Here is a 23,670-nt window from a genome sequence, read left to right as displayed (position 1 = left end):
TGGTAATCGTTTAATCAATTTTATAGCCCACTCCCCATACCGTTTTAATATACTGAGGTTCCCGTGGATTCATTTCCAATTTCTCACGCAGGTTACGAATATGAACCATCACTGTATTATCGGAATACCCGAAAGGTTCTTTCCATACAGTTTCGTATATCTTCTCGGAGCTAAATACTTGTCCAGGATGGCTGGCAAGCAACACCAGAATGGAAAACTCCAGTGGTGTAAGCGAAATGTCATTATCTTTGAGCTTCACAGAATGTTTACTTGTATCAATGACAAGGTCCTTGATCAGGATAAGTGAATTGAATTCGGCTTTGCCAATCAGTGTTTGACGTCGTAACTGAGCTTTAACGCGAGCCAGTAACTCTAATGGATTAAACGGTTTGACCATATAATCATCAGCCCCGGTAGTCAAGCCCGTGATTTTATCAATGTCTTCTTCCTTGGCGGATAGCATTATAATCGGAGTGGCTGATACTTCTCTTATTTTGAAGCAGGCTTTGATTCCATCCATAATGGGCATCATGACATCAAGTATTACGAGTTGGACCGATGTTGTTTTGATAATATTTAGCGCTTCCTCACCATTGGTTGCTTCAATGACCTGATATCCTTCGTTACGTAAATAGACATGAATGACATCCCGGATATCGGGTTCATCATCAACAACGAGAACGGTACTCATGATTCAACACTCCTTAAAAATTAGGATAACATCAGTGTAAACGATAGCCTAAGATGTTTAAATTGTTTCCTTTTTGCGACAGACATAAACGAACGCAGAAGGTATGTTCAAAGGCACGAATTCTATTTTTTCGATAATAAAGTGTTCGGATAATGTTTTTTTCATTTGGAGTGAATATTGAAAGGCGATGAATAACCCTCCAGGTTTGAGTGCCTTATGGATCTGGTCTACCAACGTATTTCTTAATTCAGGCTCAAAGTTGAAAAACGGCAATCCGCTAAAAATGTAATCCAGTTGCTGAACGCCCTCTTGATTCATAGATTCTACCAATCGAGCGGCGTCTGGATAACAGGAGAACTCCGGGTATGCCGTCTGAAGATTATCTCTCATCGTTTCGTTCATCTCAAACAATAGGACTTTGGTGGAATCCTGTACTTGTTGATGAATATAACGAGTGATAGGACCTGTACCCGATCCAAGCTCGGCGACTGCTTTTGCCTCTAGCCAAGAGGCTTGCTTCACCATTTTGCTGGCGAGAAACCGGGAACTGGGTATGATACTGCCGACATGTTTAGGGCTTTGCAGAAAGCTTTTCAAAAATAAAACAGGTTCATTGGAATTCATAGGGTTCCTCCATAATGTGATGGTATGTTATCCAAACCAGTTAGAAATGTAATAAATGAAGCGTAGATAGAATGGGGCCACCGAAGTAAATGCCCGCTGTAAAATACGTTATGGTCCATAACAAAGCACTGGAATAGGAGATAAGAGCAAATTTTCTATACTGCACGCCACTGAGTCCCATCACCAAAGGGAGAACATATCACACGATTGGAATGAACAAACCGATGCACATCGCCCAATTGCCACTTTTATTCAGAATGAGTTCAGCTTTAATGAAGTGTTTATGATGTTGAAATTTGTGATTTATCATTTGAATTGGAATACCGAAAGGCCCTAATGAGAAGGCAAAATAAACAATTAGATAACCATACTGATGAAGTAGCTCTAAGATCGTATTACTGATCATTGTTTTGCCTCCTCTCTTGTTGATATAGCAATCTTAATGAAAAAAACTAAGGAATTAATGAGCAAAATTCTGAAGAAAATCTAAAGAATACATAAGCAAAGCCAAACAACTTATGTTTAAGAGAAAAAAGCCTTGCCAACGTACTGGCAAGACTTGAACAGGTGGACATATTTAGGAGCGGTGATCAAGTGATATGAATTTCTGAATACCAAATAAGGTTTGCCTCAAAAAGGAACGTATAGGCGAGCTCGAGTTGATTACCTATATCTTTATCTGCAAGGAAGAGGATGAGCATCAAAGAAGAGCCGAGACGTCATAATGACGACTCAGCTCTTTTTTATGTTCCATGAGAACTACAATTTTATAATCAGTTTATTGTAGGAAGTAGAACCATCTGAGTTTGGCACCAGCAATAAAAAACAAAACAATCCACCCCCACAAAAACAACAAACGTAGAGGTCGTGGAATCAGGAGATATTCTGAGTACAATTTGCTGAAAAGTTTCATTACAGTAGTGACCACCCCTGCTAAGTTTCTCCCTTATGTCCGCTTTCGAAAGAAAAAGAGACGATAAGATAACCAAGATCCCAATAAGTCTATATACCTTGGCGTAGGCCTCGAAGTAGCTTCTGGCGATTACCAATCCGATGATCGAAATAAGATAATAGCAAAAGACCAAAGGGGATCTTATAACTCAGATGCAGAACCTCCAATTATATCAAAATTAGGTATATTATATCATGATAAACACCAGAGGGCCTTTTTTGTATCAGATTCAGCTATACCTACTCATTCAATAAATAAATCGAACGATATGATGCTGGCGTGCCAATATATAGTGTAAGGAGGAAGGGGATGGCTAATGAGTGAGCAGGATGAGTACATAGAACTTGTAACGTTAATACGTACTGGGCGTGAAGAAGCATATGGAGAATTATATGAGAAAACAGTGACGGGGATATATCGAACTGTGCGTTTTCTCATCAAGGACGAGTCTGACGCGGAGGACGTGGTACAGGAGATTTACATTCAGGCGTATCGGTCATTAGAGCGATATGATGCGGAGCGTGCTTTTCGTCCCTGGTTGATGGGGGTGACGATGCGACAGGTTCAGAGTTATCGACGCAAAAGGTTGATGCAGTTTCGGTTTAGCAAGCGAATCGAAAAATCTGACGTTGGACTAGAATATGATTTTTCCACTGATCTGGTCAACAAACTGGCAAATCGTCCTCTCCTGGAACAGGTGCGCCGTTTACCGTACAAGCTGCAGCAGGTGGTGACACTTCATTATTTGAATGAATATACGCAAGAGGAGATTGCTGACATATTGGAGATTCCGCTTGGAACCGTAAAATCGCGTATACATGCGGCTCTGGCGAAGTTGAGACAGAAAGAGAAGATGAATCCAAGATTGCGGGGAAAGGTGGAGGATCTGCATGAAACTCAATGAACAGTTGCGAAAAGCCTATCAGGAAGAGACCAAAGACTGGTCCGTTCCTGCGAGGATTAAACATAAAATGATGGATGGTATTCGAAATGATTCACACATCAGAAGAAATCGAAAAAAATGGCTGGTCACTGGGCTATTGGCTGCTGTACTCATTGTTCCCACCGGAGCCTATGCAGGGTACACCTATCTCGCAGACGGAATATATGGTTCACAGGAGAATATCGCTGCTATGGGGGGAACAGCTGAGGATTACATGAGGTTGGAAACAAAGCTGCAGACGGCCAAGGCCCATTTCAGCGAAGAAGAATTTGTTCAATATATGGACCTGCTGAAGCAAATGGGGCAAATGGCCGTGAAGCATGCTGATTCTCAGGGCAATATGCATCCAGAGCAGTGGAGTACAGTAGAGCAAGAACGATATAACCTTCTTGTAGCTGAGCTGGAACCGTTTTTCGAGAAGCTGGAAGCTGTGAGTAATGCTTCACAAAAGGATCCTATGAATGAGCAACAATTCTGGACGGAGCAGTTGGCGCGGGCGGAGGAGATGTTAACTAAAGAGGAGTTTACCGAGTTGAAATCTGTGTATGAACAAATGAAGGCGTATGAAGTGATGGTGGTGGACAAGGATGGAAGTATTCATGATGAACGCTTGTCAGTGGAACAGAAGGATGATTTGAGGCAATTAAGAGAGCGACTTATTCCGTATTTGGAGAAGTTGGGGCTTGATGTGCGGTGAAGCAAGTGAAATCGGTTTGTACGAGAAGAAGCGGAGAAGTGAATTCTTTCGCTTCTTTCTTGTTGTTGTGATCCATTACTTCCTCCCCTGCACCTTCAGCCGATATTGATGTGGTGTAGAGCCTGTGGTAGTACGGAATACTTTGCAAAAGTAGGAGGGGCTCGTCATACCGACACGGTGACCGATTTCGGGAACGGTGAGCGAGGAACGGGTGAGCAGCACACAGGCATGACGAATGCGGGTGGCTTGAGCATAAGCAACGATTGTGGTTCCGGTCGCTTTTTTGAAAACATGAGACAGATGATAGGGAGATAAATGAAGTGTATCTGCGATATCCTCCAAACGAAAAGGCTCATGGTAATGCTGTTCAATCCATTGCATGATGGCTTCGGCATGAGGGTGAAGAACTGCACTGGACGAGAGTACATCTTCGGAGCGGCGTTGCTGCCCGTCTTGCCACAGGTAGCGAAGTTGTGCGAACAGATCCAATAAAAAGAGGCGTGTATCCTCCTCTATTTCGTGGGGAAGCAGACCTAGATACGTATCTGCATATTGTTCCATTCGTTGAACGAGTGGGGATGTGGCAGCAAGTCGGATGGGCTGAATGGGGGATTGCTCTTCCAGCAGATCCTGTATGAAGTCGTAAGTAACGATAAATTGGGGCCAATGTGCCTTCAGTAGATCAAGTTCAACCATGAGTACATTTCGAATGAAAGGCTGCTGTCTGGATACTTGAATCTGGATGTGGTGCAATTGAAAAGGTCGAAAAATCATGAGCATACCGGGTTCAAGGGAGAAAACCTGACCTTCGGTTATCAACTGCCCATATCCTTCGTGAATATAGGTTATCTCCAGCTGCGAATGAGCATGGAACACTTCGCGAGACGTAGTGTTGGATGTACGACGACAGACCAGATTAAATTGTTCTCCCAGAAAAATGGACTTCATAAATGCCTCCCTTATCATGCGCAAGATAGTTTTATTTTAGCACAAGATGAACGCATAAAAGCGCTTTATTATTGTGTATTGTGAAGGGAATAAGGGAGGTATGCAACGATGTTAAAAGTGGCGATTATCGGAGCAGGTGCAATTAGTGGAGCACATATCTCAGCATATATGTCGTTCCCTGAGCGATGTCAGATTGTTGCTGTGGTCGATATCTACGTGGAAAAAGCACAGAAGCGAATTAATGAATATGGTCTGGAAGGTGCACAAGCTGTCACGGATTACACAGAGTTACTTGCCCAAAACATTGATCTGGTATCAGTCTGTACACCACCGTATACGCATGCTCCCATTGCGTGTGACTTCATGCAAGCAGGTGCACATGTGTTGGTTGAAAAACCGATGGCTTCTTCCCTGGAGGAAGCGGATCTGATGTTGAGAGCAGCGCAAGCAAGTGGCAAGTTGCTATCCGTAGTAGCACAGAATCGTTTTACGACTCCAATGATGAAGTTAAAAGGTGTGCTGGACAGTAAACGGATGGGACCGATTGTACATGTGCAGGTTGATTCGTTCTGGTGGCGTGGCCACAATTATTATGATCTGTGGTGGCGCGGGACATGGGAAAAAGAAGGCGGAGGCTGTACCCTTAATCATGCGGTGCATCATATTGATGCCATGCTCTGGATGATGGGACCTCCAGTGGAACTACAGGCGATGATGGCAAATAAGGCACATGATAATGCCGAAGTTGAGGATATATCCATGGCGATGCTTCGCTTCCAGGAAGGGGCGCTTGGCATGATTACCAGTTCCGTCGTACATCACGGAGAGGAGCAACAGTTAATTTTTCAGGGCAAAGAAGCCCGGGTATCTGCACCTTGGAAAGTCGTTGCTTCTACCGCGCGGAATAACGGATTTCCGGAACCGAATCGAGAGTTGGAACACCAGATTCAGAAGCTCGCTGACGAATTACCAGATGTTATTCATGTCGGTCACGCTGGGCAAGTTGAGAATGTGTTAAATGCTATTGAGACAGGATCTCCCCTTCTGGTGGATGGCCAAAGTGGTCGGAATACGCTTGAACTGATTGTGGGTATCTATAAGTCGGCAAGTACGGGAGAAAAGGTTGTTTTTCCACTAGGGGCGGAAGACGCGTTTTACACAAGAGAAGGAATTATGCAACATGCCGTACACTTTTATGAAAAAAAGACGACGGTAGACAACTTCGAGGATTCGAGTATTACACTCGGGAGGAAGTTAGATTCGTAGTATTTTACGTGAAAAGGATGCCCCTCACATAAGTGAGAATGGGCATCTTTTTTTGTACTAGGTCGATTACACCTACATCACCATAAAAAATCAATACACTTGGTTTTTCCATCCATGTAACTGGAAATCACTTTAAGATAATAATCTCCAAGTCAGGGATTGGATCAATAAAAATAAGAAGTAGATGAAACGCTTTCGCAGTTAGCGGATTCACGTCATTTTAGACACTTGGAGAAGAGGATGCAATGGATTGAAGAGCATTTCCAATATGAGATCAGATTGGACCAGATGGCGGGAGATGTTCACTTGCCAAATCGAATGCTTCCTGCGTTTTTCATCAAGAGACAGGTAGAAGCATTACGGATTACGTCATAGCTCGAAGGTTTAAAGCAGGACTACTTACTCCTTGAGACAACAACACTTTCGGTGGAGGAGATTGGCAGACGTGCCGGATTTCCGAACGGATGTATTTCATCCAGTTATTTCGCAAATCTGCCGAGACGATCCCGCTTCAGTATCGGCAACAATTTGAACGGAACAGTAAGCATTAATTTGGATTGTAAAAATAGCGTTATTACGTCTCTATACACAATTAGTATTACCGTTTGAAGTAAATAAATCCCGGATGCGGATTGCACTAGCCAGTTGCTAAATGCGATACTCCACCTCCGGGATTGCACATCGGTAATCTTCAAGCTAAATAAACATTAAGGATTCCTTAAGCTATTACAACCACTTATCAGCCCAACGTTCCACGGCACTTAGCGCTCTCCCCAGTTCCGTTCCTTTTCGTGACAACATATATTCAGTTCGAACTGGACGTTCCGTGACGACATGGCGAACCACAAGTCCTTCTTCCTCCAATTCCTTCATTCGCTCATTTAACACACGTTTGCTCAAGTCAGGGATATAAGCGTGAATCTCACTGAAGCGTTTGGGTTCCTCCATCAACGCATGGATAATGAGGGCTACCCATTTTCGGCCAATGATCTGATAAGATTGTTCCACTTTTGTGCATATTTGCTTGGCATTCTCATCATCGCTCATGATTGTACTCCTTTGATTTAGTATTGCTTGTAATATCATTAGTATACTTATTGTAACCTACTTGTCCACAGGCCATATGTGTAAAATGTCACATGCCAATTGTTCTTAATGTTACCACATAAAGCGTTATCATCAAATAAAAACCCTATAAACACTGGAGTTCACAGGTTCGACACGATTGTTGACGAATTGTGACGACAGGTGTAATATGGGTAACGTTAATTCAAATGGTTACAATTTATAACCTAAACACAGGTTGTGGAGAGAAGGAATGTTCCATGGTTGAATTCAGGTGCGTTATATAAACGGAGGCAAGGCGGGGAACACACCCACTTATTCCGTCTTTTGTCATGCTTGGATTTGAACATTTTGCAACATCATATACTATACTGCACAGATCACAGGAGGCACTCCAATGGATGCAATGACATTTGTCCTGTTCGGGGCAACAGGCGATTTAGCCAAACGCAAGATTTACCCTGCATTATATAACTTGTACATGGATCAGAAAATGCCGAAATCCTTCTCCGTTATTGGATTGGGACGACGTGAATTGTCGGATACGGACTTCCAAGCGAATGTTGAAAAGTCACTGCATGAATTCTCACGTCAGACGCCGGAAGAAGCATCTCAGGTTCGTGATTTCATTGGAGCTTTCCGTTATTGTTCTTTAAATAATACGAAGCCTGAAGATTACACCAAACTGTTGGAACTGGTTCAACAGCGTGAACAAGAGCTTAACATTCCAGAAAATCGTATGTTCTACATGTCGGTGGCACCAGAATTCTTTGAGCCAATCGCATTGAACATTCAAGAAAGTGGCCTGGGTAACACCAAAGGCTGGAAGAAACTGATTATCGAAAAACCATTCGGACATGATTTGCAATCGGCTCGTGACTTGAATGAGAAACTGAGCAATACCTTTGCGGAAGAAGAGATCTATCGCATTGACCATTTCCTCGGTAAACCGATGGTTCAAAATATTGAGACGCTCACCTATGCAAATCCGGTGATTCAGGCGTTGTGGTCTAACCGTTATATTGCCAATGTACAGATTACGGCAAGTGAGACGGTAGGTGTTGAAGAACGTGCCGCGTATTACGACCAAAGCGGTGCCCTTCGTGACATGTTCCAAAATCATATGCTTCAGTTGCTGATGATGATTGGTTTGCATTTGCCAAAACGCTGCACACCGGAAGAGATTCAATTCAAAAAGCAAAAAATTGCTGAAGCACTTCGTCCGCTGACAAAAGAAAATATCGCTTCTGAGGTTGTTCGTGCGCAATATGCAGCAGGTGAGCTGCAAGGTTCCTCGGTTGTTGGATATCTGGACGAGCCTGGCATTCCAGCCGGATCTCAGAATGAGACGTATGTTGCCGCGAGACTTTGGATCGATGATCCATTCTGGAGCGAAGTTCCATTTTATATCCGTACAGGTAAACGCCTGGCTGAGAAATCCACCAGAATCGTTGTTGAATTCAAGGCACCACTGAAGACAGGTCATGAATCCGAAAATACAACGGAACCTAACCTGCTGACGATTGAAATTGGTCCGGGAGAAAGCATCTCGCTTCAATTAAATGCGAAGAATCCATTGAACCATGGTGAAGTGGAACCAATGCATATGACCTTTAACTCAGGTAAACGTAACATCCCTGAAGCTTACGAGAATCTGATCTTTGATGCGATGCGTGGAGATTCCACCTTCTTTGCACACTGGAACGAAGTGGAGCTGGCATGGCAATGGGTACAACCGATTCAGGAAGCATTCGAAGCGGGCAGCGTGCCACTGGATACGTACAGTGCAGGTTCGCATGGACCAGAGTCAGCAGATCGCCTGACCGCAGCAGACGGTTACCGTTGGTGGTAAGTGAAACGAAAGAGTGAGCATAAGAGAACACAATAGTAAAAAAAACAGTACAATCCGTTCTGCTCACCCATGAACATTTTGCACAATCCAAATTGCGTCTTTCAAGTTAGCAGGATATAGAAAGAAATGTTTTATTCCCTGAGGGCTTTGTCAATTGAAAGCAAGTTGGATCGAATAATGCAAAATACTGATATATACAGTAACTATTACGAATCATACCGTTCCAATTTTGCATAAGTCCTTCTGGTTATGTTTGCCAGAAGGCCGTGAAAATTTTTGAATATAGATTAGCGGTTCAGTTTTGAAAATGGGTTGGCTTGAACGCTGAGAATGTAGTGTAGGGGACGAAATCGATTCTGTAGAAGCAAAGCGTTCGCCTTTATCCCCGGATTTTCTCCTATACAGGAGATTCAAAAAATCTGGGGATAACAGCGATCAAAAGAACGATTCGTGACCGGAACGGTTACTTCGCCAAACGTTAAGCACTTATTTTAAATTTTGAACGCAAATGAAATTTAAACATTGTTCATAACAGGAGGATTTTGAAATGAAACTTGGACTTGTCGGATTAGGAAAAATGGGATTGAACCTGGGTAGAAACCTGATTGATCACAAACACGAAGTGGTTGCTTTTGACCTGAACGCTGAAGCAGTAAATGAAATGAAAGAATATGGCGCTGAAGGCGTATCTTCTTACGCAGAGATGGTGGCTTCGCTCGAATCCCCACGTGTATTGTGGATCATGGTTCCCCACAACGTAGTAGACGCTGTGCTGGCTGAAGTTAGCCCATTGTTGTCCAAAGGGGACATCATTATTGAAGCGGGTAACTCCCACTACAAAGAATCTATCCGTCGTTACGAAGAGATGAAACCTAAAGGCATTCACTACATGGATGCAGGTACATCTGGCGGTATGGAAGGCGCACGTAATGGCGCATGTTATATGATCGGTGGAGACCCGGAAGCTTGGGCAATCGTTGAACCTGCATTTAAAGATACTTCCGTGGAGAATGGCTACCTGTATGCTGGTAAAGCAGGCAGCGGTCACTTCCTCAAAATGGTTCACAATGGTATCGAGTACGGTATGATGGCATCCATCGGTGAAGGTTTTGACGTATTGGAGAAAAGTGGATTTGATTTCGACTTCGAACAAGTAGCACGCGTATGGAACAACGGTTCCGTTATCCGCTCTTGGTTGATGGAACTGACAGAACGTGCCTTCTCCAAAGATGCAAACCTCGATGAGATTAAAGGCGTAATGCACTCTTCCGGTGAAGGACGCTGGACGGTAGAAACGGCATTTGACCTTCAAACCGCTACACCGGTTATTGCGTTGTCCTTGCTGATGCGTTATCGTTCACTGGAAACAGATACATTTACAGGTAAAGTGGTAGCAGCATTGCGTAATGAATTTGGCGGTCACGCAGTAGAGAAAAATTAATTTTATATATAACTGTTAACATATGATGAACATCGGGTAATGACTTATATCGTGTTTACGAATTCATCAAGTGGAGGGAACATATCATGAAATTTTTCTTGGATACAGGGAATGTGGAAGAAATCAAACGGATCGAACGTCTGGGTCTGGTGGATGGAGTCACGACTAATCCGTCTTTGATTGCCAAAGAAGGTCGCGTATTTAAAGAAGTCATTCAGGAGATCTGTGGCGTTGTTAAAGGGCCGGTCAGTGCTGAAGTCATCGGTCTCAAAGCCGAGGATATGTTGAAGGAAGCTTATGAAATTGCAGAATGGGCACCGAATGTAGTCATTAAATTGCCGATGACCGAAGATGGGCTGTACGCTTGTCATGAGTTGACGCAAAAAGGGATCAAAACCAATGTAACGCTGATTTTCTCCGCAGCACAGGGTCTGATGGCGGCGAAAGCCGGTGCAACCTACATCAGTCCATTCGTTGGTCGTCTGGATGATATTGCGGTGGATGGTATGAAATTGATTCGTGATCTGCGTCTGATTCTGGACATGTATGATCTGCCTTCCGAGATTATCGCAGCAAGCATTCGCAATATCAAACATGTAGAGGATGCAGCCCTTTCCGGTGCGCATATTGCCACCATTCCGGGTTCGCTTCTGCCGACACTCTGGAAACACCCACTGACGGACAGCGGGATTGAACGTTTCCTGAAAGACTGGGAATCTGTTCCGAAATAAAAGGATAGACATGGCCTGAATCTTTGGGTGGTCTGAACATAAAGCCTTTTGCCTTGCAGAGTAATCTGCGGGCGAAAGGCTTTTTTTATCTCTGTTTATGTAGTTTCCGATTTGCGGTTAGTTTAGCCAATGAGGAGTACTTGTCCCTTTAATGTTGTCGTTGTTGTTGTTACTTTCTATCCAGTGTCCATGTACTGTCCTTCTTTTTCGGGACAACGGTGCATAAGGTTAACATATAGCCTATAGCTCATCCCGTAGGGGAGGGACACTTCGATGATGAGAAGAAAATGGCGAAGCCGGAGACGCCGTAAGCCGCCAAGCGGCAAACGCAAAATGTGGTTGATCATTCTATTGGTCACCGCGTTTTGTTTGATGCAGGGCTTTGCTTATGTGGATAAAAAGATGAAGCCCCCCATCATGCACTTGGCCAAGATTAGAGTGAAGCAGATTGCGACTGAAGCGATCAACAAGGCGATTACAGCACAGGTTGCAGATGGCAAAACCAACGAAGGACTGATTGACTGGAAGACGGATACCGCCGGGAAAGTGTCCGGTTTCATGCTGAACTACAATGAGCATATGCGAATTACTGCAAGTACGATGAATATTGTGCAATCCACGCTGCAGAATGTACACATGTTAAAAGAAAAAATCCCGCTGGGGCAGGCGCTGGGCAGTCCGGTGTTGGCTTCATTTGGCCCGAGTATACCGGTTCGTATTGAGCCCCAAGGCGCTGTCAAAGTGGACCTGAACACCCGTCAGCAAAATGCGGGGATTAACATGATTTTGGTGGAAGTGTACATTCACATTATTGCTGAGGTCGCGGTCGTGGTGCCATTCGACATGGAGCCCGAAACGGTTGATACGGAAATTCCGATTTCCTACCTTCTGGTTGTCGGGGATGTGCCAATGTATTATTACGATAATCAGGGCAAGCCAGTGGGCACTAACGGCAGTAACGCCCCAGCTATTGCGCTGCCATCAGGTCATACGGGTGTATCAAGCGGTAATGGAGTGACTACGAATCCCCCTAGCCAGAACCAGCAACAGACGCCGTCAGACCATTTGCAAGGGAATGAACTTGAAATTGAACCGGATGATCTGCCTGATGTGAATGGGGGATTGCAGCTCAATAAGGACGCGCACCCATGATACACACAATTTGAATTGTAAAACAAAGAAAGGGGCCTCTATTAATGAGGTCCCTTTTTCGCTTTGCTGATCGTGCATATCCTCGTTTTACTTACTTTTCTTGTTCTTTTGTTTGCGTTCTTCCTGTTCCCAATGTTTCAGCTGTGGGTAAGGATCGAACGACCATTCGTGCAGTCCGCTGTCCCGGTATATCCCATAGTGCAGATGAGGAGGGAATTTACCCTGTGTCCCAGGTTTGCCATAACCCGAACTGCCAACCCATCCCACGACCTGACCAGGGATAACCACTTCACCGATGCGTGCGCTCTTGTCAAAACCCGAGAGGTGCGCGTAGTAATGATAATGGTTGTTCAAATCGCGAATTCCGATGCGCCAGCCGCCAAACGGGTTCCAGCCTTTGATTTCCACGATCCCGTAACAGGTGCTGCGCACAGGTAGTCCATGCGGAGCGAAGATGTCGGTTCCCTCATGAATGCGATAGCCGCCCCAGCTTCGTTTCGTACCCCAGGTGCTGCGGTAGGAGTAGTTGGTTCCGAGCGGCACGGGAAAGGCATGTCCAAATAGATCCAAGTTGTCAAAATGCTCATATAACTTCGCGAATTGTTGTATCCGTTGTACAGCACGGGAGTTGTGATAATATTCCCACAAGGCAATGTTGAAGTCCTCTTGCTTGTGTCCGTAACCCTGAATAACAGAAGCTATGCTGTACAGCACATCCTGATCATTGTTGGCATCTGCCAGGCCATCCCCAGAACCGTCACGTCCATATCCGTTGAAAAAGAGAATGGAGTTCGGGCGTTGATCCGTCTCATCAGGATTTAGCCATCCTCTCCATGCCGGAGAGGTCATGAAAATACCTGTAAGTCGCTCAGGATGCTTGCGATCCTTTGGGTGTGCACGAGTAATCGTTCGTTCATACTGATCAATTGCGGCAAGCCTGTACCAGGGAATCTGTGTCATCTGACCAATGGTTTCATATAAATGGCGACGTGCAGCAAAAATTTCTGCGGGTTTTAACTCGGCAGCCTGTGGTTTGGGAGCGGCCTCGGCGGGTTCACTGTAAACTTCAACAGGCAAGAATGGGAGAAGCAGAGTACCTGCAAGTAATGTTTTGATCCAAAAGCGGTATGTGTGCCTGAAGGTCAAGCGTTGTTGCACTGGGAAGCAGCCCCTTTCCATTAGAATGATACAAGGTACCCGATGAACCAAGCTAAAGGTTAGCGTTCTTCAAAAGTTCTCATTTTATCCATGTAAACTCTTGGGGGGAATCGAATTATACAAATTGTCCATATCGGGCATGAATGCACAAGATGTGACAAATGGGGGTTTTTCCAGCGCTTTCATGGTATAATATGTTCCGAGCAACAGCCTAACTTCAGTAGAAAGAAGGTTTATGCATTGGCTAAACGTGTTAAAGAACCGAAGCCGGATTGGATTCGGATCAAATTGACAACCGGCGATAACTATCAGGAAATGAAAACGATGATGCGTTCCAAAACGCTGCATACGGTATGTGAGGAAGCGCGGTGTCCGAATATTTATGAATGCTGGGCCAATCGAACGGCCACTTTTATGATTTTGGGCGATATTTGCACAAGGGCATGCCGTTTTTGCGCGGTGAATACTGGCTTGCCAACGGAGCTTGATTTGCAGGAACCAGAACGTGTGGCGGAAGCAGCAGAGCAGATGAATCTGCAACACTGCGTAATTACAAGTGTAGCCCGTGATGACCTGAAGGATGGGGGAGCTACGATCTTTGCAGAGACGGTGAAGGCCGTACGGCGGCGGTTGCCATTGTGCAGCGTTGAAGTACTCATTCCAGACTTTCTGGGTGATCGGGAATCTTTGCAGATTGTAATGGATGCCAAACCGGACATCCTGAATCACAATATTGAGACAGTTGAGCGGTTGTCAGACAAAGTGCGTGCCAAGGCGAAATATAAACGTTCACTGGAATTGCTTGCTCGTGCCAAAGAAATGCAACCTAACATCCCTACGAAATCAAGCATCATGCTTGGTGTAGGTGAGGAATATAATGAAATTTTATCAACAATGGATGATCTTCGTGCGGTAAACTGTGATATTATGACGATTGGTCAATATTTGCAGCCATCGGAGAAACATCTGTATGTTGAAAAGTATTATCCGCCAGAGGAGTTTGCTGCATTGAAACAGGAAGGACTAAAACGTGGATTCAGCCACGTCGAGTCCGGCCCGATGGTCCGCAGCTCCTACCATGCGCATGAACAGGTGAAATCGGCTACCAAACATGCTGAACAGGCGGCAACACACGCGTGATGGAGGATACCGGATTGGAAGAAGAAAAAATCACAGAACAGATTCAGGACCAACTTCAGGAACAGATCCAGGAACCGGTTCAGGAATCGGTTGTTGAATCAGTTGAAGAAAAGCCCAAAGAACCGGTCATTGTACAGATCGGCGGCAAAAATTATGAAATCGTCCAGAACCACAAAGAAGGTTGGAATCCAGAGGTCTTCCGTGATCGTTACAGTGAAGTGCTGGAGCGTTATGATTATATTATCGGGGACTGGGGTTATAGCCAGTTGAGGTTAAAAGGTTTTTACCGTGATAACCATCCAAAAGCGACAAAGGATTCCACGATCGCCAGTATGGTGGATTATATCAATGAATATTGTAACTTTGGCTGTGCGTACTTTGTACTTCAGAAGAGCAAGGATCAGCCTCAAGCCAAAGCAAAAAGCGGTTCCTGAGAAGGACCGCTTTTTTGCTGTGTTTATTTTAGTCAAGAAATGCCGTGCGAACCCGGTTCCAGAATGGATAAGGGCGGAAACGTGCGAAACTGACCTTGTGACTGGATACCTGACAACGGACGGAGATCAGATCCTCCACCATCACATTCACATGATCAATGGTCATCAGTAACCGCTGATCCTTGCGGGAGAAAATATCACAATGATGATGCTTGGGCAAAATAACCGGTGAACCAAGTGTCCGATAGACCCGGTTATTAATCGATGCAATCTCCGCAATCTGAATTGCCTCGATGGTCGGATGAACCATGGCACCGCCAAGGGCCTTGTTGTATGCCGTGCTGCCTGATGGCGTGGATACACAGATGCCATCCCCACGGAACATCTCAAATGTCACATCGTTAATATCGACCTGGGCCACGACGGTACCGTCTACACCTTTTAACGTAAATTCATTAAGGGCGATGTAAGAGGTATTCCCCGACTTTTTCCGAATCTCAAGCTCCAATAGCGGGTATTGCACAATGCGTGGTTTGAGACGCTCCGGATCTCCTTTGCCACTCATCAGCCTGACTAACTCCCGTAATTCTTCCTTCTTCCAATCGGCGTAAAAGCCGAGATGGCCTGTATGAACCCCAACAAAAGCAATATCCGGAATACGGTCGATGAAATTGTGAAATGCCTGTAGCATCGTACCATCGCCCCCGATGGAGATAACAATCTCCGGCGATTCTGCATCCAGCTTGAACCCTTCTTCCTTCGCCAGCGCGTGAAACTGCTGACTGAGATCAATCGATAACTGGTCTCCGCGGTCTTGAACATAGTATCTCAAGATGAAAGCTCCTTTGTGGTCATTATACTACCGATGATAATCAATTCCGCGGAAGAACACAACGTTTGGGCGCATATTCAGTTAAATATAGATGAATCGTTCACTTATTTTTTGGCATGTCGTCTAGGCTTGAGAATGGAACTTAATATCGCAAGGAATAACAACAATACGATGAGGCTTACAAAAACAATCATTCCGGACAAGAAAATCAGTCCCCAATCGGGTGTATACCTTGATAACGATGGGATGAAACCGGGCTCCATGAGAACGGGTAAAGAGGAACGCCCCATCATGGGTGTCCACAATAGCAGGACCAGCACAGGTGCGATTAGCGCATGAATTGCTCTGGCAAATAGAAAAGGACCGTATCTCATGGGTGTGTTGCTAAGAACACTCATAATCTGTGCATGGACGGATAATCCGCCCCAGGAGAGAACAAAGGCTGCTGCAGCTACTTTATAGACGAGTGGGATGGATGCCCCGGCACTCCCGGCCTCTTTGTTCCCCAGCGTTACTTCAAACAGCCCCCCAACCAAGCTAGGAGATAAGGATGGAGGCAGTCCGCTATGTCGTAACAATTGCTCGGTTATCCCGTATAATCCGCCAAGCCAACCGGTCTGGATAAGTAGCTCCATCATGACCGAGAAGAATACAACCAGCCCTCCTACGATAATAATAAGGCGAAGGGATGAGGAGACTGCCGTGCGCAGCAGTTCACCGAATGCCCGTCCGTCAGCCTTTCTTGCTTCATGCATCGCATAGATGGCCCGGACCAGTCTGTTTCTAGGTATCCCCTCCGATGGGGATGCAGAAGAGATGTCTGGCTGTGAGCCTTGCGCTGTACCCCCGTGAAAACGCATGAGCATACCCACCAGAAAAGCTGCAGCGTAATGGCTCGCAACCAATACTGGAGCAATGGCGACATTATGGAAGAATCCAACTGATACCGCTCCAATCATGAAGATCGGATCGGATGATGTAGTGAAGGCAACGAGCCGTTCTCCTTCTTCCCGGGTAACCAGCTTTTGTTCCCATAACTGGGCGGTCAGTTTAGCCCCTGTAGGATAACCGGATGCACAGCTCACGGCAAATACAAAACCACCGCTTCCGGGAACACGAAACAATGGACGCATCAGTGGATTCAGCAAGGTACCTAGAAAATGAACAATGCCAAAGCCGAGCAGCAGCTCGGACAGCACCAAAAAAGGAAAAAGGGAGGGAAACAATACGTCCCACCAGATGGACAGTCCGCGTACACCTGCATGCCAGGTTTCCGCTGGATACAAAACAATTAACACACAAAGGATCAGGAGAGCGAGTGTGACCAGGACATGGGTGAGTCGTTGTGAAGCAGCCATGAATTCTTCTCCTTTATTTTTGGAATGGTCGGTGTGCGAAGTCTGTGATGTTATTGCCATCAATATATGAAAAAAAGTGGACAAACAGTACAAAATTATACGTAGAAAGCGCTTGCAAAAGTGGCTGTGTTTTTGAGTGATGTGTGCTAAAATGAGAAAAACGCCTGAACGTCACCTAATTGTCTCCAAGGTGGAATTCAATTCGGATGGAGTGATGATCATGAGTCTTGTCACCGGAATCCTGGTCTGTGCTTTTGTATATGTGATACGTGCCTCGCTGGTACGCTCTGAGGAAGAGGACTGGCGGAGTTATTAATGGAATATCTAGTGCGCCAACCTATGCGGTTGGCGCTTTTTTTGTGTTATGTTTTGAAGAAAGTCCTATATACAGGTGGCAGGTTACATGTCCTGAAAGTTCATGTTATATAGGACTTTTTGGTTTTTTTTGATAGAATGGAGATAAAGGCTTTTGGAGCCTGGTTATTGTTACTGTTTTCACAATGTTCACGGAACGTGTAATATATGGCAAAATTCGACATCAGAAAGGGGAATCAGACGAATGAATCCCAGTTTGAGTATTTATGACAATCTTGGCGGTGAGAAAGGTGTTCGCGCACTGGTCGAGGCCTTTTATCCAATCGTTCAGCAGAATGAGCAGCTGGCTCCGCTTTTCCCGGAAGATATTCAGCCGGTCATCGACAAGCAGTATATGTTTTTGTCTCAGTTTTTTGGAGGCCCAGGGCTGTTTTCCGAGGCGTTTGGACATCCGATGATGCGTGCCCGTCATATGCATTTTGAAGTGACGGTTGAACGGGCTGAGGCTTGGCTTGCATGTATGGATCAAGCCTTAACACAGATTGGTGTGGAGGAGCCCTTGCATTCGTTTATCCTGCAGCGTTTATCCGGGCCTGCACATCATTTTGTGAATACACCATAGTTCCGAATATGATTACGAGCGTACGGGAGAGGGATGGGAGAGATTGGAATTAGAGCCGCTGTATAAGGTGAAAGTGACCTGCCATTATTGCGAAACCGAGTATGAAACCTCACGGGTAAGACCGAGTTTGAAAAGGCCCTACCGGACGGATTCGGATTTTTGTGCGTACTACAAGCTGGAGAATCCAGATTTTTATGTGGTTCGCATCTGTCCGCAGTGCGGGTTTGCCTCGACGGAGAACGCAACGGAGCATTTGAATGATGCTCAGCGCAAGGCTTTTAAGGAACAGATCGGTAACCGCTGGGTTAAACGTGATTATAGCGGAGCACGAACACTGGAACAGGCGCTGGCTACGTACAAGCTTGCCTTGCTATGCGCACAGGTTATCCAGGAGAAAGATCGTGTCGTCGCTGGTCTGTTGCATCATATAGCTTGGTTGTATCGTTATATGGAGGACCATGCACAGGAACATCGTTTTCTTGAATTTAGCCTTGAAGCCTATGTAAAGGTGTTCGAACGTGAAGGAACGGGTGGCAATGAAGCCAAACTGTTGTATTTGCTCGGGGAATTGAACCGCAGGGTAGGGCGGTTTAATGAAGCAGTGCAATGGTTCAGCAAGGTCATTCATGACAAGCGGATCACAGATGCGGCCATGATTCGTGCTTCAAGGGAACAGTGGGCTCTGCTGCGTGAGCAGATGATTTCAAGTAAGTTGGAACTCCCTGAAGAGATGCTGGAAACAGACAAAGAGGCTGCAAAGCGCAGCCCCCTCTAAGTTGATCTTACATTAGTTACGGACAGGACGGCTGGATAACAAATAGTCACTGTCGTTGTCGATCACGGTCATGCTTGTATTACAGCAGGGAAAGACCAGTAATTTCTTTTTGCCTTCGCGAATGAGCACAAGCTCTTTGGGTTTGAGGGGGAGCAGCACGTTGCTTGCATGACAATAGGGACATTGCTGTACATAGATGTCTCCCATCACAATATCGTAAGGCCAGCTGTTCTCAAACGGAATCATTCTTGTTCGCCTTCTGATGCGGAAGGTTTGGAGGCTTCTTGTTTGGCAAGTTCCGCAATCTTCTGCATCAGGATATGTTGGGGCATGTGCATCAGGTGCTCCAAAGGTACGCCCAGGGATTCTGCTAATTTGACGGCTGTATCAGCCGATACTTGTAAAGGTTTCATACGTTTACCTCCTGAAAGTTACTATAAGTATTTCTCTAGTATAGAGATATGGCACACAGAAAACCAGTTTTTAATTCAATCCTAACCATCCAATTTATAGAGAGAGGTGCCTTATTAAATGAAAACGCCATTACACCCCGTATGGGATCTGGAGTCCATTTTTAGTGGAGGTTCTTCCTCCGAGACATTCGCTGCGTATCTGATTGAACTGGAAGAGGATGTACGTAAACTGCAAAATCTGTTGAACGAAACACCTGCACCGACTTCATTAGAAGAGACGGCTGCATTTGATCCGATTTTGGAACTGCTGCAAAGCTGTTATATCCGCATATCGGAAGGTTCTGCGTTTGTATCCTGCCTCTCATCGCAAAACCAGAAGGACAAAAAGGCAACCCAGCTTCAGGGCGCCATCAGTTCTATTGCAGCGATGCTGAACGGCAGCAAATCGAAGTTCGATAATACACTCAGTCAGACATCGGATTCGGTGTGGGACGCTTGGATTGCTCGGGAAGATATTCAGCCGCTGGCATTTGTACTGAACGAGAGTCGCACGCTGGCTCGTGAGAAGCTGTCGCCTGAACTGGAAGGTCTTGCTCTGGATCTGGGTGTGGATGGTTACCATGGTTGGGGCAAATTCTACAACACGATTGTCAGCAAGGTGAACATTCCATTTGAGCAAGATGGGGAAACGGTGATGCTCTCCGCAGGACAGGCTGCCAACAAGCTGAGCGATAGTGATCGGAATGTACGCGAGACGGTATTCGCAAACTGGGAGCAGGCTTGGACCGATGTCGAAGATTTCTGCGCTGACACGCTGAATCACCTCGCGGGATTCCGTCTGAAGTTATATGAGAAACGTGGCTGGGATGATATCCTCAAAGAACCTCTGGCCATTAACCGGATGTCACGTCAGACACTGGATACGATGTGGGATGTGATTAACGGTGCCAAACCTGCGCTTGTTCAATATCTGGAGCGCAAGGCAGAACTGCTGGGGGTAGACAAACTCAGCTGGAGCGACGTAGATGCACCTGTAGGTAAATCGAGTGGCAAAATCACTTACGATGAGGCAGCCATCAATATTGTTGAGCAGTTTGCCAAGTTCAGTCCTAAACTTTCCTCATTTGCAGAGATGGCTTTTGAGAAACGCTGGATCGAAGCAGAAGACCGTCCTGGCAAACGTCCAGGTGGATTCTGTACGTCTTTGCCACTTAGCAAAGCAACTCGAATTTTCATGACCTTCTCCGGGACACCGTCTAATGTGTCGACCCTTGCGCATGAACTTGGTCATGGATATCATCAACACATTATGGAAGAGTTGCCTGCATTGAATCAACGTTATGCGATGAATGTGGCTGAGACAGCGTCCACGTTTGCTGAACTGATTGTAGCTGATGCCCTGGTGCAGGCGGCAACAGATGAGCAAGAGAAGCTGGCTTTGCTGGAAGACAAGATACAGCGAAGTGTGGCTTTCTTTATGAACATCCATGCCCGGTTCCTGTTTGAGAATCGTTTCTATGAACAACGCAAAAAAGGCTTGGTCAACGCGGATGAATTATCAAAATTAATGGTGGAGGCGCAGCAGGAAGCGTTCTGCGGTGCACTTGCATCAGATCACCCTCATTTCTGGGCATCCAAACTGCACTTCTATCTAACTGGTGTACCGTTCTATAATTTCCCATACACGTTCGGTTATATGTTCAGTGCGGGAATCTATGCAAGAGCACAGCAGGAAGGTACAGCATTTGCAGATAAATATGATGATTTGTTGCGGGATACAGGGCGTATGACGGTCGAAGAACTTGCTCAGAAACATCTGGGTACCGACCTGACACAACCGGAATTCTGGCAAAATGCTGCGGACTTGGTTATTGCCGATATTGAGCAGTTTCTACAGATGACAGCAACCGAAAAATAGGTTGAACATATATAAAAAGGCTGAAATCCCGTGTTAACAGACTCGGGATTTCAGCCTTTTTTTGTACTGAATCCTCATTTTCGATTCTCGAAGATTTTGTCGTAATTAAGTGAAAAAGCTCAGTTTAAGGAAGTGAAATGGCAATTAATTGTGCAAATCATAGTTAGAAATACCCAACTTTGCCGTTCTTTGTTGAATGAGCACATATGATGTCATATAATGAGTCATAAGTCCTTGATGTATAGGACTATAAGCATATAAGGAGAGTGTTAATATGAAAATTGATGAGCTTTCATTAGCGAGACAGTTGGATTTGGTATTCAAAGAACTTGATCATGAGTTATCAGGGTTAGATTCAGGGGTAGTTTTTGTGCAAATACGAAACAACGTAATTGGGAAATTCGGTATTCGACATAATCCGATAGCTGGACGAGATGGGCAGATGGATGTGGAGGAAGGGGGGCTAAATGAAACCCAGAGAACTTCTTTCCGGGCAATGGCATTGGAGACGTTGAAATTCAAACGCAATTGGACACATGGCGAAATATCGTACGATTTCACAGTAAGACAAGGTATGATTTTGGTAGATGCAACGATGGAGTCTAATTACAATATGGCAAGCTTGATGATTCGTTACCCTAGAACCAATACATACAAGGATTCAGATATGGAGTCGACCTCATAATTAGTTACACAAGAGAAAGCGGCACTTCCGAAGAAGGCCGCTTTTGTTTTTTAACGCTACTTAAGCATTAATTACGAGCTTACGAACGACCCGATAATTGCTGCTCAGCGATTTGTACCAGACGTTTAGTGATGTATCCACCCAGAGAACCTGTCTCACGGGAAGTATAGTTACCGTAGTAACCATCTTGTGGAATCGTTACACCCAGCTCTTGTGCAGCTTCCATTTTCAATTGTTGCAATGCAGCATTTGCTTGGGGAACGACCAGGTTGTTGGAGCGGCTACCGCTACCTTGGTTTTGACTTCCGTACATATGTGTCACCTCCTTATGGCTTGGTGATGTTAGTATGGTTAGAGAATACGGAAATATACATGATATGGCGTAAGGGAAAATATGGATAAATATCAGTGCACAGGACACATAAAAAAGCCGACCCAATGCGGGTCGGCAAGTTGTATTTGGATATCAAAATATAGGGTGATATGCGTAAAAGTAACATAGAAGATGATCAGCTCGCTTAGTCGGTAGGAGGTATAACCTCAATACGTGTAAATAACTCAACAGGCTGTTCCGGTTCCAAACGAATCAACCCGGTTTGTTCATCCGATAAAGCCAAATTAGGTGCATCAGGTAGCCATGTGTACGGTTCAATGCACAAAAACTGATCGGATTCACCTTTGGTAAAGAGAACCCAATGTTTGAAAAATGCTTCATCTGCTGAATATTTCAATGTATATCCATCTTGCCTGCGTAAGTAAGCCGTAGCCGGTTCACCTTCGGTAGCTTTCAACAGGGTATCCCAGTTACGTCCCTGCAAATTGATGCCTTCGTTCAGAGCAGACCATTCACCCAGGGATTCCAGTTCACCTGTCGGTAGTTGTTCTTCATTCTGTCCGTATATTCCGGAAACAGGTAGTTGCAGTGTCCAGTCGGCAGGTTTGCCATCTAACAAAAACCATGTATGATATCCCATCCCGAATGGAGCAGGTGTTGAGCTCAGATTGGTGACTCGCAGACGCTGGCTAAATACAGCGTTTTGCAGACTGAACGTCATCTCAAGTTTCAGGGGAATCGGGAATTGGGCCATCCAATGCTCTTCATTTTCGGTCAGTAATTCAGTCGTAATAGCACAGCCGTCTTCATCTTCCTCAATGTCACTGACACACCAGGATTGGGTACGGTGGAGACCGTGAATATGGTTGTCATTCGCCGTGTTCTGATCGAACTGGTAACGAACACCTTCATATTCGAATTGTCCACGATGAATGCGCCCTGGTGGAATCAGAAGAGGAACGCCAAAATGGTACGGCTTCTGCAGATAAAAGGCAAGATCGTCTTCATCCGGACGGCGGACGACATCTCTGTCCTGCACTAAATCGCGAATAGAAATAATATTATTTCCAAGACGCGGCAGCAGGGTGATTTCCAATTCACGGCTATGTAGGATATACGTGTCGTAACCATTCCATTGGCCTTTGGTCACTTGTTTCATATCGATGCTCCTTTTCCCACTTGAAATCTGTCTGCAAGCAGTCGTGATGAAGCTACTGCTGCAGGCGTGTCGTTGTGTACATGCCAGCTATTTCCTGCGCTATTTCGTGTGAAGCAGGCAACAGGATAAGCAATTCCATCATAACAGATTTTGATGTCTCGGGTA

Annotated in this window: 27 protein-coding genes; 15 read left to right on the top strand and 12 right to left on the bottom strand. The window is 45.3% G+C overall.

What is annotated here, in order from left to right; all coding sequences use genetic code 11:
* Positions 1-10: 10 nt before the first annotated feature.
* The 3 genes from MKZ13_RS25660 to MKZ13_RS25650 all read right to left on the bottom strand — a co-directional run bounded on the left by MKZ13_RS25660 (position 11) and on the right by MKZ13_RS25650 (position 1,721).
* Positions 11-691, bottom strand: a complete 681-nt coding sequence (locus MKZ13_RS25660) for a response regulator transcription factor (RefSeq protein WP_339179211.1) — start codon at positions 689-691, stop codon at positions 11-13.
* Between the two features lie 57 nt (positions 692-748).
* Positions 749-1,315, bottom strand: coding sequence for a methyltransferase domain-containing protein (locus MKZ13_RS25655; protein WP_339179209.1), 567 nt, complete (start codon positions 1,313-1,315; stop codon positions 749-751).
* Positions 1,316-1,514: 199 nt separating this feature from the next.
* On the bottom strand, positions 1,515-1,721 hold the full coding sequence (locus MKZ13_RS25650) for a hypothetical protein (RefSeq protein ID WP_339179207.1): 207 nt from the start codon (positions 1,719-1,721) through the stop codon (positions 1,515-1,517).
* Positions 1,722-2,583: 862 nt separating this feature from the next.
* Here MKZ13_RS25650 and MKZ13_RS25645 point away from each other — a divergent pair.
* Both MKZ13_RS25645 and MKZ13_RS25640 read left to right on the top strand, forming a co-directional pair.
* Complete coding sequence (locus MKZ13_RS25645; RefSeq protein WP_339179205.1) at positions 2,584-3,171, top strand: sigma-70 family RNA polymerase sigma factor; 588 nt, start codon at positions 2,584-2,586, stop codon at positions 3,169-3,171.
* Positions 3,158-3,907 carry a DUF3600 domain-containing protein gene (locus tag MKZ13_RS25640; RefSeq protein WP_339179203.1) on the top strand — a complete coding sequence of 250 codons (750 nt, stop codon included), beginning with the start codon at positions 3,158-3,160 and terminating at the stop codon, positions 3,905-3,907. The genes MKZ13_RS25645 and MKZ13_RS25640 overlap by 14 nt, the downstream gene beginning before the upstream one ends.
* Positions 3,908-3,982: 75 nt before the next feature.
* On the opposite strand, the gene MKZ13_RS25635 is transcribed toward MKZ13_RS25640, so the two are convergent.
* Positions 3,983-4,855: an AraC family transcriptional regulator gene (locus MKZ13_RS25635; RefSeq protein WP_339179200.1), complete on the bottom strand. Its 873-nt coding sequence runs from the start codon at positions 4,853-4,855 to the stop codon at positions 3,983-3,985.
* 108 nt (positions 4,856-4,963) lie between these two features.
* Here MKZ13_RS25635 and MKZ13_RS25630 point away from each other — a divergent pair, with 108 nt between their 5' ends.
* Together MKZ13_RS25630 and MKZ13_RS25625 are read left to right on the top strand one after the other, a co-directional pair.
* Positions 4,964-6,121 (top strand): Gfo/Idh/MocA family oxidoreductase, encoded by a 1,158-nt coding sequence (locus MKZ13_RS25630; RefSeq protein ID WP_339179198.1) that lies wholly within the window; start codon positions 4,964-4,966, stop codon positions 6,119-6,121.
* A 240-nt stretch (positions 6,122-6,361) separates the two neighbouring features.
* A complete protein-coding gene (locus tag MKZ13_RS25625; protein WP_339179196.1) occupies positions 6,362-6,496 on the top strand; it encodes a hypothetical protein in 135 nt (44 codons plus the stop codon).
* Positions 6,497-6,847: 351 nt separating this feature from the next.
* On the opposite strand, the gene MKZ13_RS25620 is transcribed toward MKZ13_RS25625, so the two are convergent.
* A complete protein-coding gene (locus MKZ13_RS25620; RefSeq protein ID WP_036605715.1) occupies positions 6,848-7,168 on the bottom strand; it encodes a helix-turn-helix domain-containing protein in 321 nt (106 codons plus the stop codon).
* A 415-nt stretch (positions 7,169-7,583) separates the two neighbouring features.
* Between MKZ13_RS25620 and zwf the strand changes: the two genes are divergently transcribed.
* The 4 genes from zwf to yunB all read left to right on the top strand — a co-directional run bounded on the left by zwf (position 7,584) and on the right by yunB (position 12,362).
* A complete protein-coding gene (gene zwf / locus MKZ13_RS25615) occupies positions 7,584-9,038 on the top strand; it encodes a glucose-6-phosphate dehydrogenase (RefSeq protein ID WP_339179194.1) in 1,455 nt (484 codons plus the stop codon).
* A gap of 547 nt (positions 9,039-9,585) precedes the next feature.
* Entirely contained in the window at positions 9,586-10,479 is an 894-nt protein-coding gene (gene gnd / locus MKZ13_RS25610; RefSeq protein ID WP_017692367.1) for a phosphogluconate dehydrogenase (NAD(+)-dependent, decarboxylating), read from the top strand.
* An 86-nt stretch (positions 10,480-10,565) separates the two neighbouring features.
* A complete protein-coding gene (fsa, locus tag MKZ13_RS25605; protein ID WP_036605718.1) occupies positions 10,566-11,210 on the top strand; it encodes a fructose-6-phosphate aldolase in 645 nt (214 codons plus the stop codon).
* A gap of 273 nt (positions 11,211-11,483) precedes the next feature.
* Positions 11,484-12,362: a sporulation protein YunB gene (yunB, locus tag MKZ13_RS25600; RefSeq protein WP_237178522.1), complete on the top strand. Its 879-nt coding sequence runs from the start codon at positions 11,484-11,486 to the stop codon at positions 12,360-12,362.
* 87 nt (positions 12,363-12,449) lie between these two features.
* Here yunB and MKZ13_RS25595 read toward each other — a convergent pair whose 3' ends face one another.
* On the bottom strand, positions 12,450-13,520 hold the full coding sequence (locus tag MKZ13_RS25595) for a M23 family metallopeptidase (protein WP_339179190.1): 1,071 nt from the start codon (positions 13,518-13,520) through the stop codon (positions 12,450-12,452).
* A 240-nt stretch (positions 13,521-13,760) separates the two neighbouring features.
* On the opposite strand from MKZ13_RS25595, the gene lipA reads away from it, so the two are divergent.
* Positions 13,761-14,660 (top strand): lipoyl synthase, encoded by a 900-nt coding sequence (gene lipA, locus MKZ13_RS25590; RefSeq protein ID WP_017692371.1) that lies wholly within the window; start codon positions 13,761-13,763, stop codon positions 14,658-14,660.
* A gap of 14 nt (positions 14,661-14,674) precedes the next feature.
* The gene (locus tag MKZ13_RS25585) at positions 14,675-15,094 is read left to right on the top strand and encodes a YutD-like domain-containing protein (RefSeq protein WP_235200693.1); all 420 of its coding nucleotides are present in this window, start codon (positions 14,675-14,677) and stop codon (positions 15,092-15,094) included.
* 28 nt (positions 15,095-15,122) lie between these two features.
* Here the strand turns inward: MKZ13_RS25585 and MKZ13_RS25580 are convergent, their stop codons facing one another.
* Both MKZ13_RS25580 and ylbJ read right to left on the bottom strand, forming a co-directional pair.
* Positions 15,123-15,926, bottom strand: a complete 804-nt coding sequence (locus MKZ13_RS25580) for an NAD kinase (protein ID WP_221823620.1) — start codon at positions 15,924-15,926, stop codon at positions 15,123-15,125.
* Between the two features lie 104 nt (positions 15,927-16,030).
* Complete coding sequence (ylbJ, locus tag MKZ13_RS25575) at positions 16,031-17,284, bottom strand: sporulation integral membrane protein YlbJ (RefSeq protein ID WP_339179187.1); 1,254 nt, start codon at positions 17,282-17,284, stop codon at positions 16,031-16,033.
* A gap of 151 nt (positions 17,285-17,435) precedes the next feature.
* On the opposite strand from ylbJ, the gene MKZ13_RS25570 reads away from it, so the two are divergent.
* From MKZ13_RS25570 to MKZ13_RS25560, 3 genes are all read left to right on the top strand, one after another.
* Positions 17,436-17,600, top strand: coding sequence for a hypothetical protein (locus tag MKZ13_RS25570; protein ID WP_155984997.1), 165 nt, complete (start codon positions 17,436-17,438; stop codon positions 17,598-17,600).
* A gap of 243 nt (positions 17,601-17,843) precedes the next feature.
* On the top strand, positions 17,844-18,221 hold the full coding sequence (locus MKZ13_RS25565) for a globin (protein ID WP_036605723.1): 378 nt from the start codon (positions 17,844-17,846) through the stop codon (positions 18,219-18,221).
* Positions 18,222-18,264: 43 nt separating this feature from the next.
* A complete protein-coding gene (locus MKZ13_RS25560) occupies positions 18,265-18,996 on the top strand; it encodes a DUF2225 domain-containing protein (RefSeq protein WP_237178526.1) in 732 nt (243 codons plus the stop codon).
* A gap of 12 nt (positions 18,997-19,008) precedes the next feature.
* Here MKZ13_RS25560 and MKZ13_RS25555 read toward each other — a convergent pair whose 3' ends face one another.
* Together MKZ13_RS25555 and MKZ13_RS25550 are read right to left on the bottom strand one after the other, a co-directional pair.
* Positions 19,009-19,242: a hypothetical protein gene (locus MKZ13_RS25555; RefSeq protein WP_017692378.1), complete on the bottom strand. Its 234-nt coding sequence runs from the start codon at positions 19,240-19,242 to the stop codon at positions 19,009-19,011.
* Positions 19,239-19,409, bottom strand: coding sequence for a YycC family protein (locus MKZ13_RS25550; protein WP_338588501.1), 171 nt, complete (start codon positions 19,407-19,409; stop codon positions 19,239-19,241). The genes MKZ13_RS25555 and MKZ13_RS25550 overlap by 4 nt, the downstream gene beginning before the upstream one ends.
* Positions 19,410-19,527: 118 nt before the next feature.
* Here MKZ13_RS25550 and MKZ13_RS25545 point away from each other — a divergent pair, with 118 nt between their 5' ends.
* Together MKZ13_RS25545 and MKZ13_RS25540 are read left to right on the top strand one after the other, a co-directional pair.
* A complete protein-coding gene (locus MKZ13_RS25545; RefSeq protein ID WP_339179181.1) occupies positions 19,528-21,327 on the top strand; it encodes a M3 family oligoendopeptidase in 1,800 nt (599 codons plus the stop codon).
* A gap of 274 nt (positions 21,328-21,601) precedes the next feature.
* Positions 21,602-22,012 (top strand): hypothetical protein, encoded by a 411-nt coding sequence (locus MKZ13_RS25540; protein WP_036605727.1) that lies wholly within the window; start codon positions 21,602-21,604, stop codon positions 22,010-22,012.
* A gap of 79 nt (positions 22,013-22,091) precedes the next feature.
* On the opposite strand, the gene MKZ13_RS25535 is transcribed toward MKZ13_RS25540, so the two are convergent.
* Together MKZ13_RS25535 and MKZ13_RS25530 are read right to left on the bottom strand one after the other, a co-directional pair.
* Entirely contained in the window at positions 22,092-22,325 is a 234-nt protein-coding gene (locus MKZ13_RS25535; protein ID WP_076211017.1) for an alpha/beta-type small acid-soluble spore protein, read from the bottom strand.
* A gap of 205 nt (positions 22,326-22,530) precedes the next feature.
* On the bottom strand, positions 22,531-23,505 hold the full coding sequence (locus MKZ13_RS25530; protein ID WP_036673298.1) for an aldose 1-epimerase: 975 nt from the start codon (positions 23,503-23,505) through the stop codon (positions 22,531-22,533).
* Positions 23,506-23,670 lie beyond the last annotated feature (165 nt).

This window comes from Paenibacillus sp. FSL R5-0701 (assembly GCF_037973995.1).
Classification (GTDB): Bacteria; Bacillota; Bacilli; order Paenibacillales; family Paenibacillaceae; genus Paenibacillus.
The sequence above is the reverse complement of the archived record's forward strand: the minus strand, read 5'-3'. Positions and strand labels throughout refer to the sequence as shown.

Excerpts from the sequence above, each read along its gene's own strand:
- MKZ13_RS25650 (WP_339179207.1), bottom strand. The coding sequence starts at position 1,721 with ATGATCAGTAATACGATCTTAGAGCTACTTCATCAGTATGGTTATCTA.
- MKZ13_RS25540 (WP_036605727.1), top strand. The coding sequence starts at position 21,602 with ATGAAAATTGATGAGCTTTCATTAGCGAGACAGTTGGATTTGGTATTC.
- MKZ13_RS25555 (WP_017692378.1), bottom strand. The coding sequence starts at position 19,242 with ATGATTCCGTTTGAGAACAGCTGGCCTTACGATATTGTGATGGGAGAC.
- MKZ13_RS25545 (WP_339179181.1), top strand. The coding sequence starts at position 19,528 with ATGAAAACGCCATTACACCCCGTATGGGATCTGGAGTCCATTTTTAGT.
- MKZ13_RS25550 (WP_338588501.1), bottom strand. The coding sequence starts at position 19,409 with ATGAAACCTTTACAAGTATCGGCTGATACAGCCGTCAAATTAGCAGAA.
- MKZ13_RS25645 (WP_339179205.1), top strand. The coding sequence starts at position 2,584 with ATGAGTGAGCAGGATGAGTACATAGAACTTGTAACGTTAATACGTACT.
- MKZ13_RS25635 (WP_339179200.1), bottom strand. The coding sequence starts at position 4,855 with ATGAAGTCCATTTTTCTGGGAGAACAATTTAATCTGGTCTGTCGTCGT.
- MKZ13_RS25630 (WP_339179198.1), top strand. The coding sequence starts at position 4,964 with ATGTTAAAAGTGGCGATTATCGGAGCAGGTGCAATTAGTGGAGCACAT.
- MKZ13_RS25535 (WP_076211017.1), bottom strand. The coding sequence starts at position 22,325 with ATGTACGGAAGTCAAAACCAAGGTAGCGGTAGCCGCTCCAACAACCTG.
- MKZ13_RS25565 (WP_036605723.1), top strand. The coding sequence starts at position 17,844 with ATGAATCCCAGTTTGAGTATTTATGACAATCTTGGCGGTGAGAAAGGT.
- MKZ13_RS25620 (WP_036605715.1), bottom strand. The coding sequence starts at position 7,168 with ATGAGCGATGATGAGAATGCCAAGCAAATATGCACAAAAGTGGAACAA.
- MKZ13_RS25570 (WP_155984997.1), top strand. The coding sequence starts at position 17,436 with ATGAGAAAAACGCCTGAACGTCACCTAATTGTCTCCAAGGTGGAATTC.
- yunB (WP_237178522.1), top strand. The coding sequence starts at position 11,484 with ATGATGAGAAGAAAATGGCGAAGCCGGAGACGCCGTAAGCCGCCAAGC.
- MKZ13_RS25640 (WP_339179203.1), top strand. The coding sequence starts at position 3,158 with ATGAAACTCAATGAACAGTTGCGAAAAGCCTATCAGGAAGAGACCAAA.
- gnd (WP_017692367.1), top strand. The coding sequence starts at position 9,586 with ATGAAACTTGGACTTGTCGGATTAGGAAAAATGGGATTGAACCTGGGT.
- MKZ13_RS25530 (WP_036673298.1), bottom strand. The coding sequence starts at position 23,505 with ATGAAACAAGTGACCAAAGGCCAATGGAATGGTTACGACACGTATATC.
- MKZ13_RS25660 (WP_339179211.1), bottom strand. The coding sequence starts at position 691 with ATGAGTACCGTTCTCGTTGTTGATGATGAACCCGATATCCGGGATGTC.
- fsa (WP_036605718.1), top strand. The coding sequence starts at position 10,566 with ATGAAATTTTTCTTGGATACAGGGAATGTGGAAGAAATCAAACGGATC.
- ylbJ (WP_339179187.1), bottom strand. The coding sequence starts at position 17,284 with ATGGCTGCTTCACAACGACTCACCCATGTCCTGGTCACACTCGCTCTC.
- MKZ13_RS25655 (WP_339179209.1), bottom strand. The coding sequence starts at position 1,315 with ATGAATTCCAATGAACCTGTTTTATTTTTGAAAAGCTTTCTGCAAAGC.
- zwf (WP_339179194.1), top strand. The coding sequence starts at position 7,584 with ATGGATGCAATGACATTTGTCCTGTTCGGGGCAACAGGCGATTTAGCC.
- MKZ13_RS25625 (WP_339179196.1), top strand. The coding sequence starts at position 6,362 with ATGCAATGGATTGAAGAGCATTTCCAATATGAGATCAGATTGGACCAG.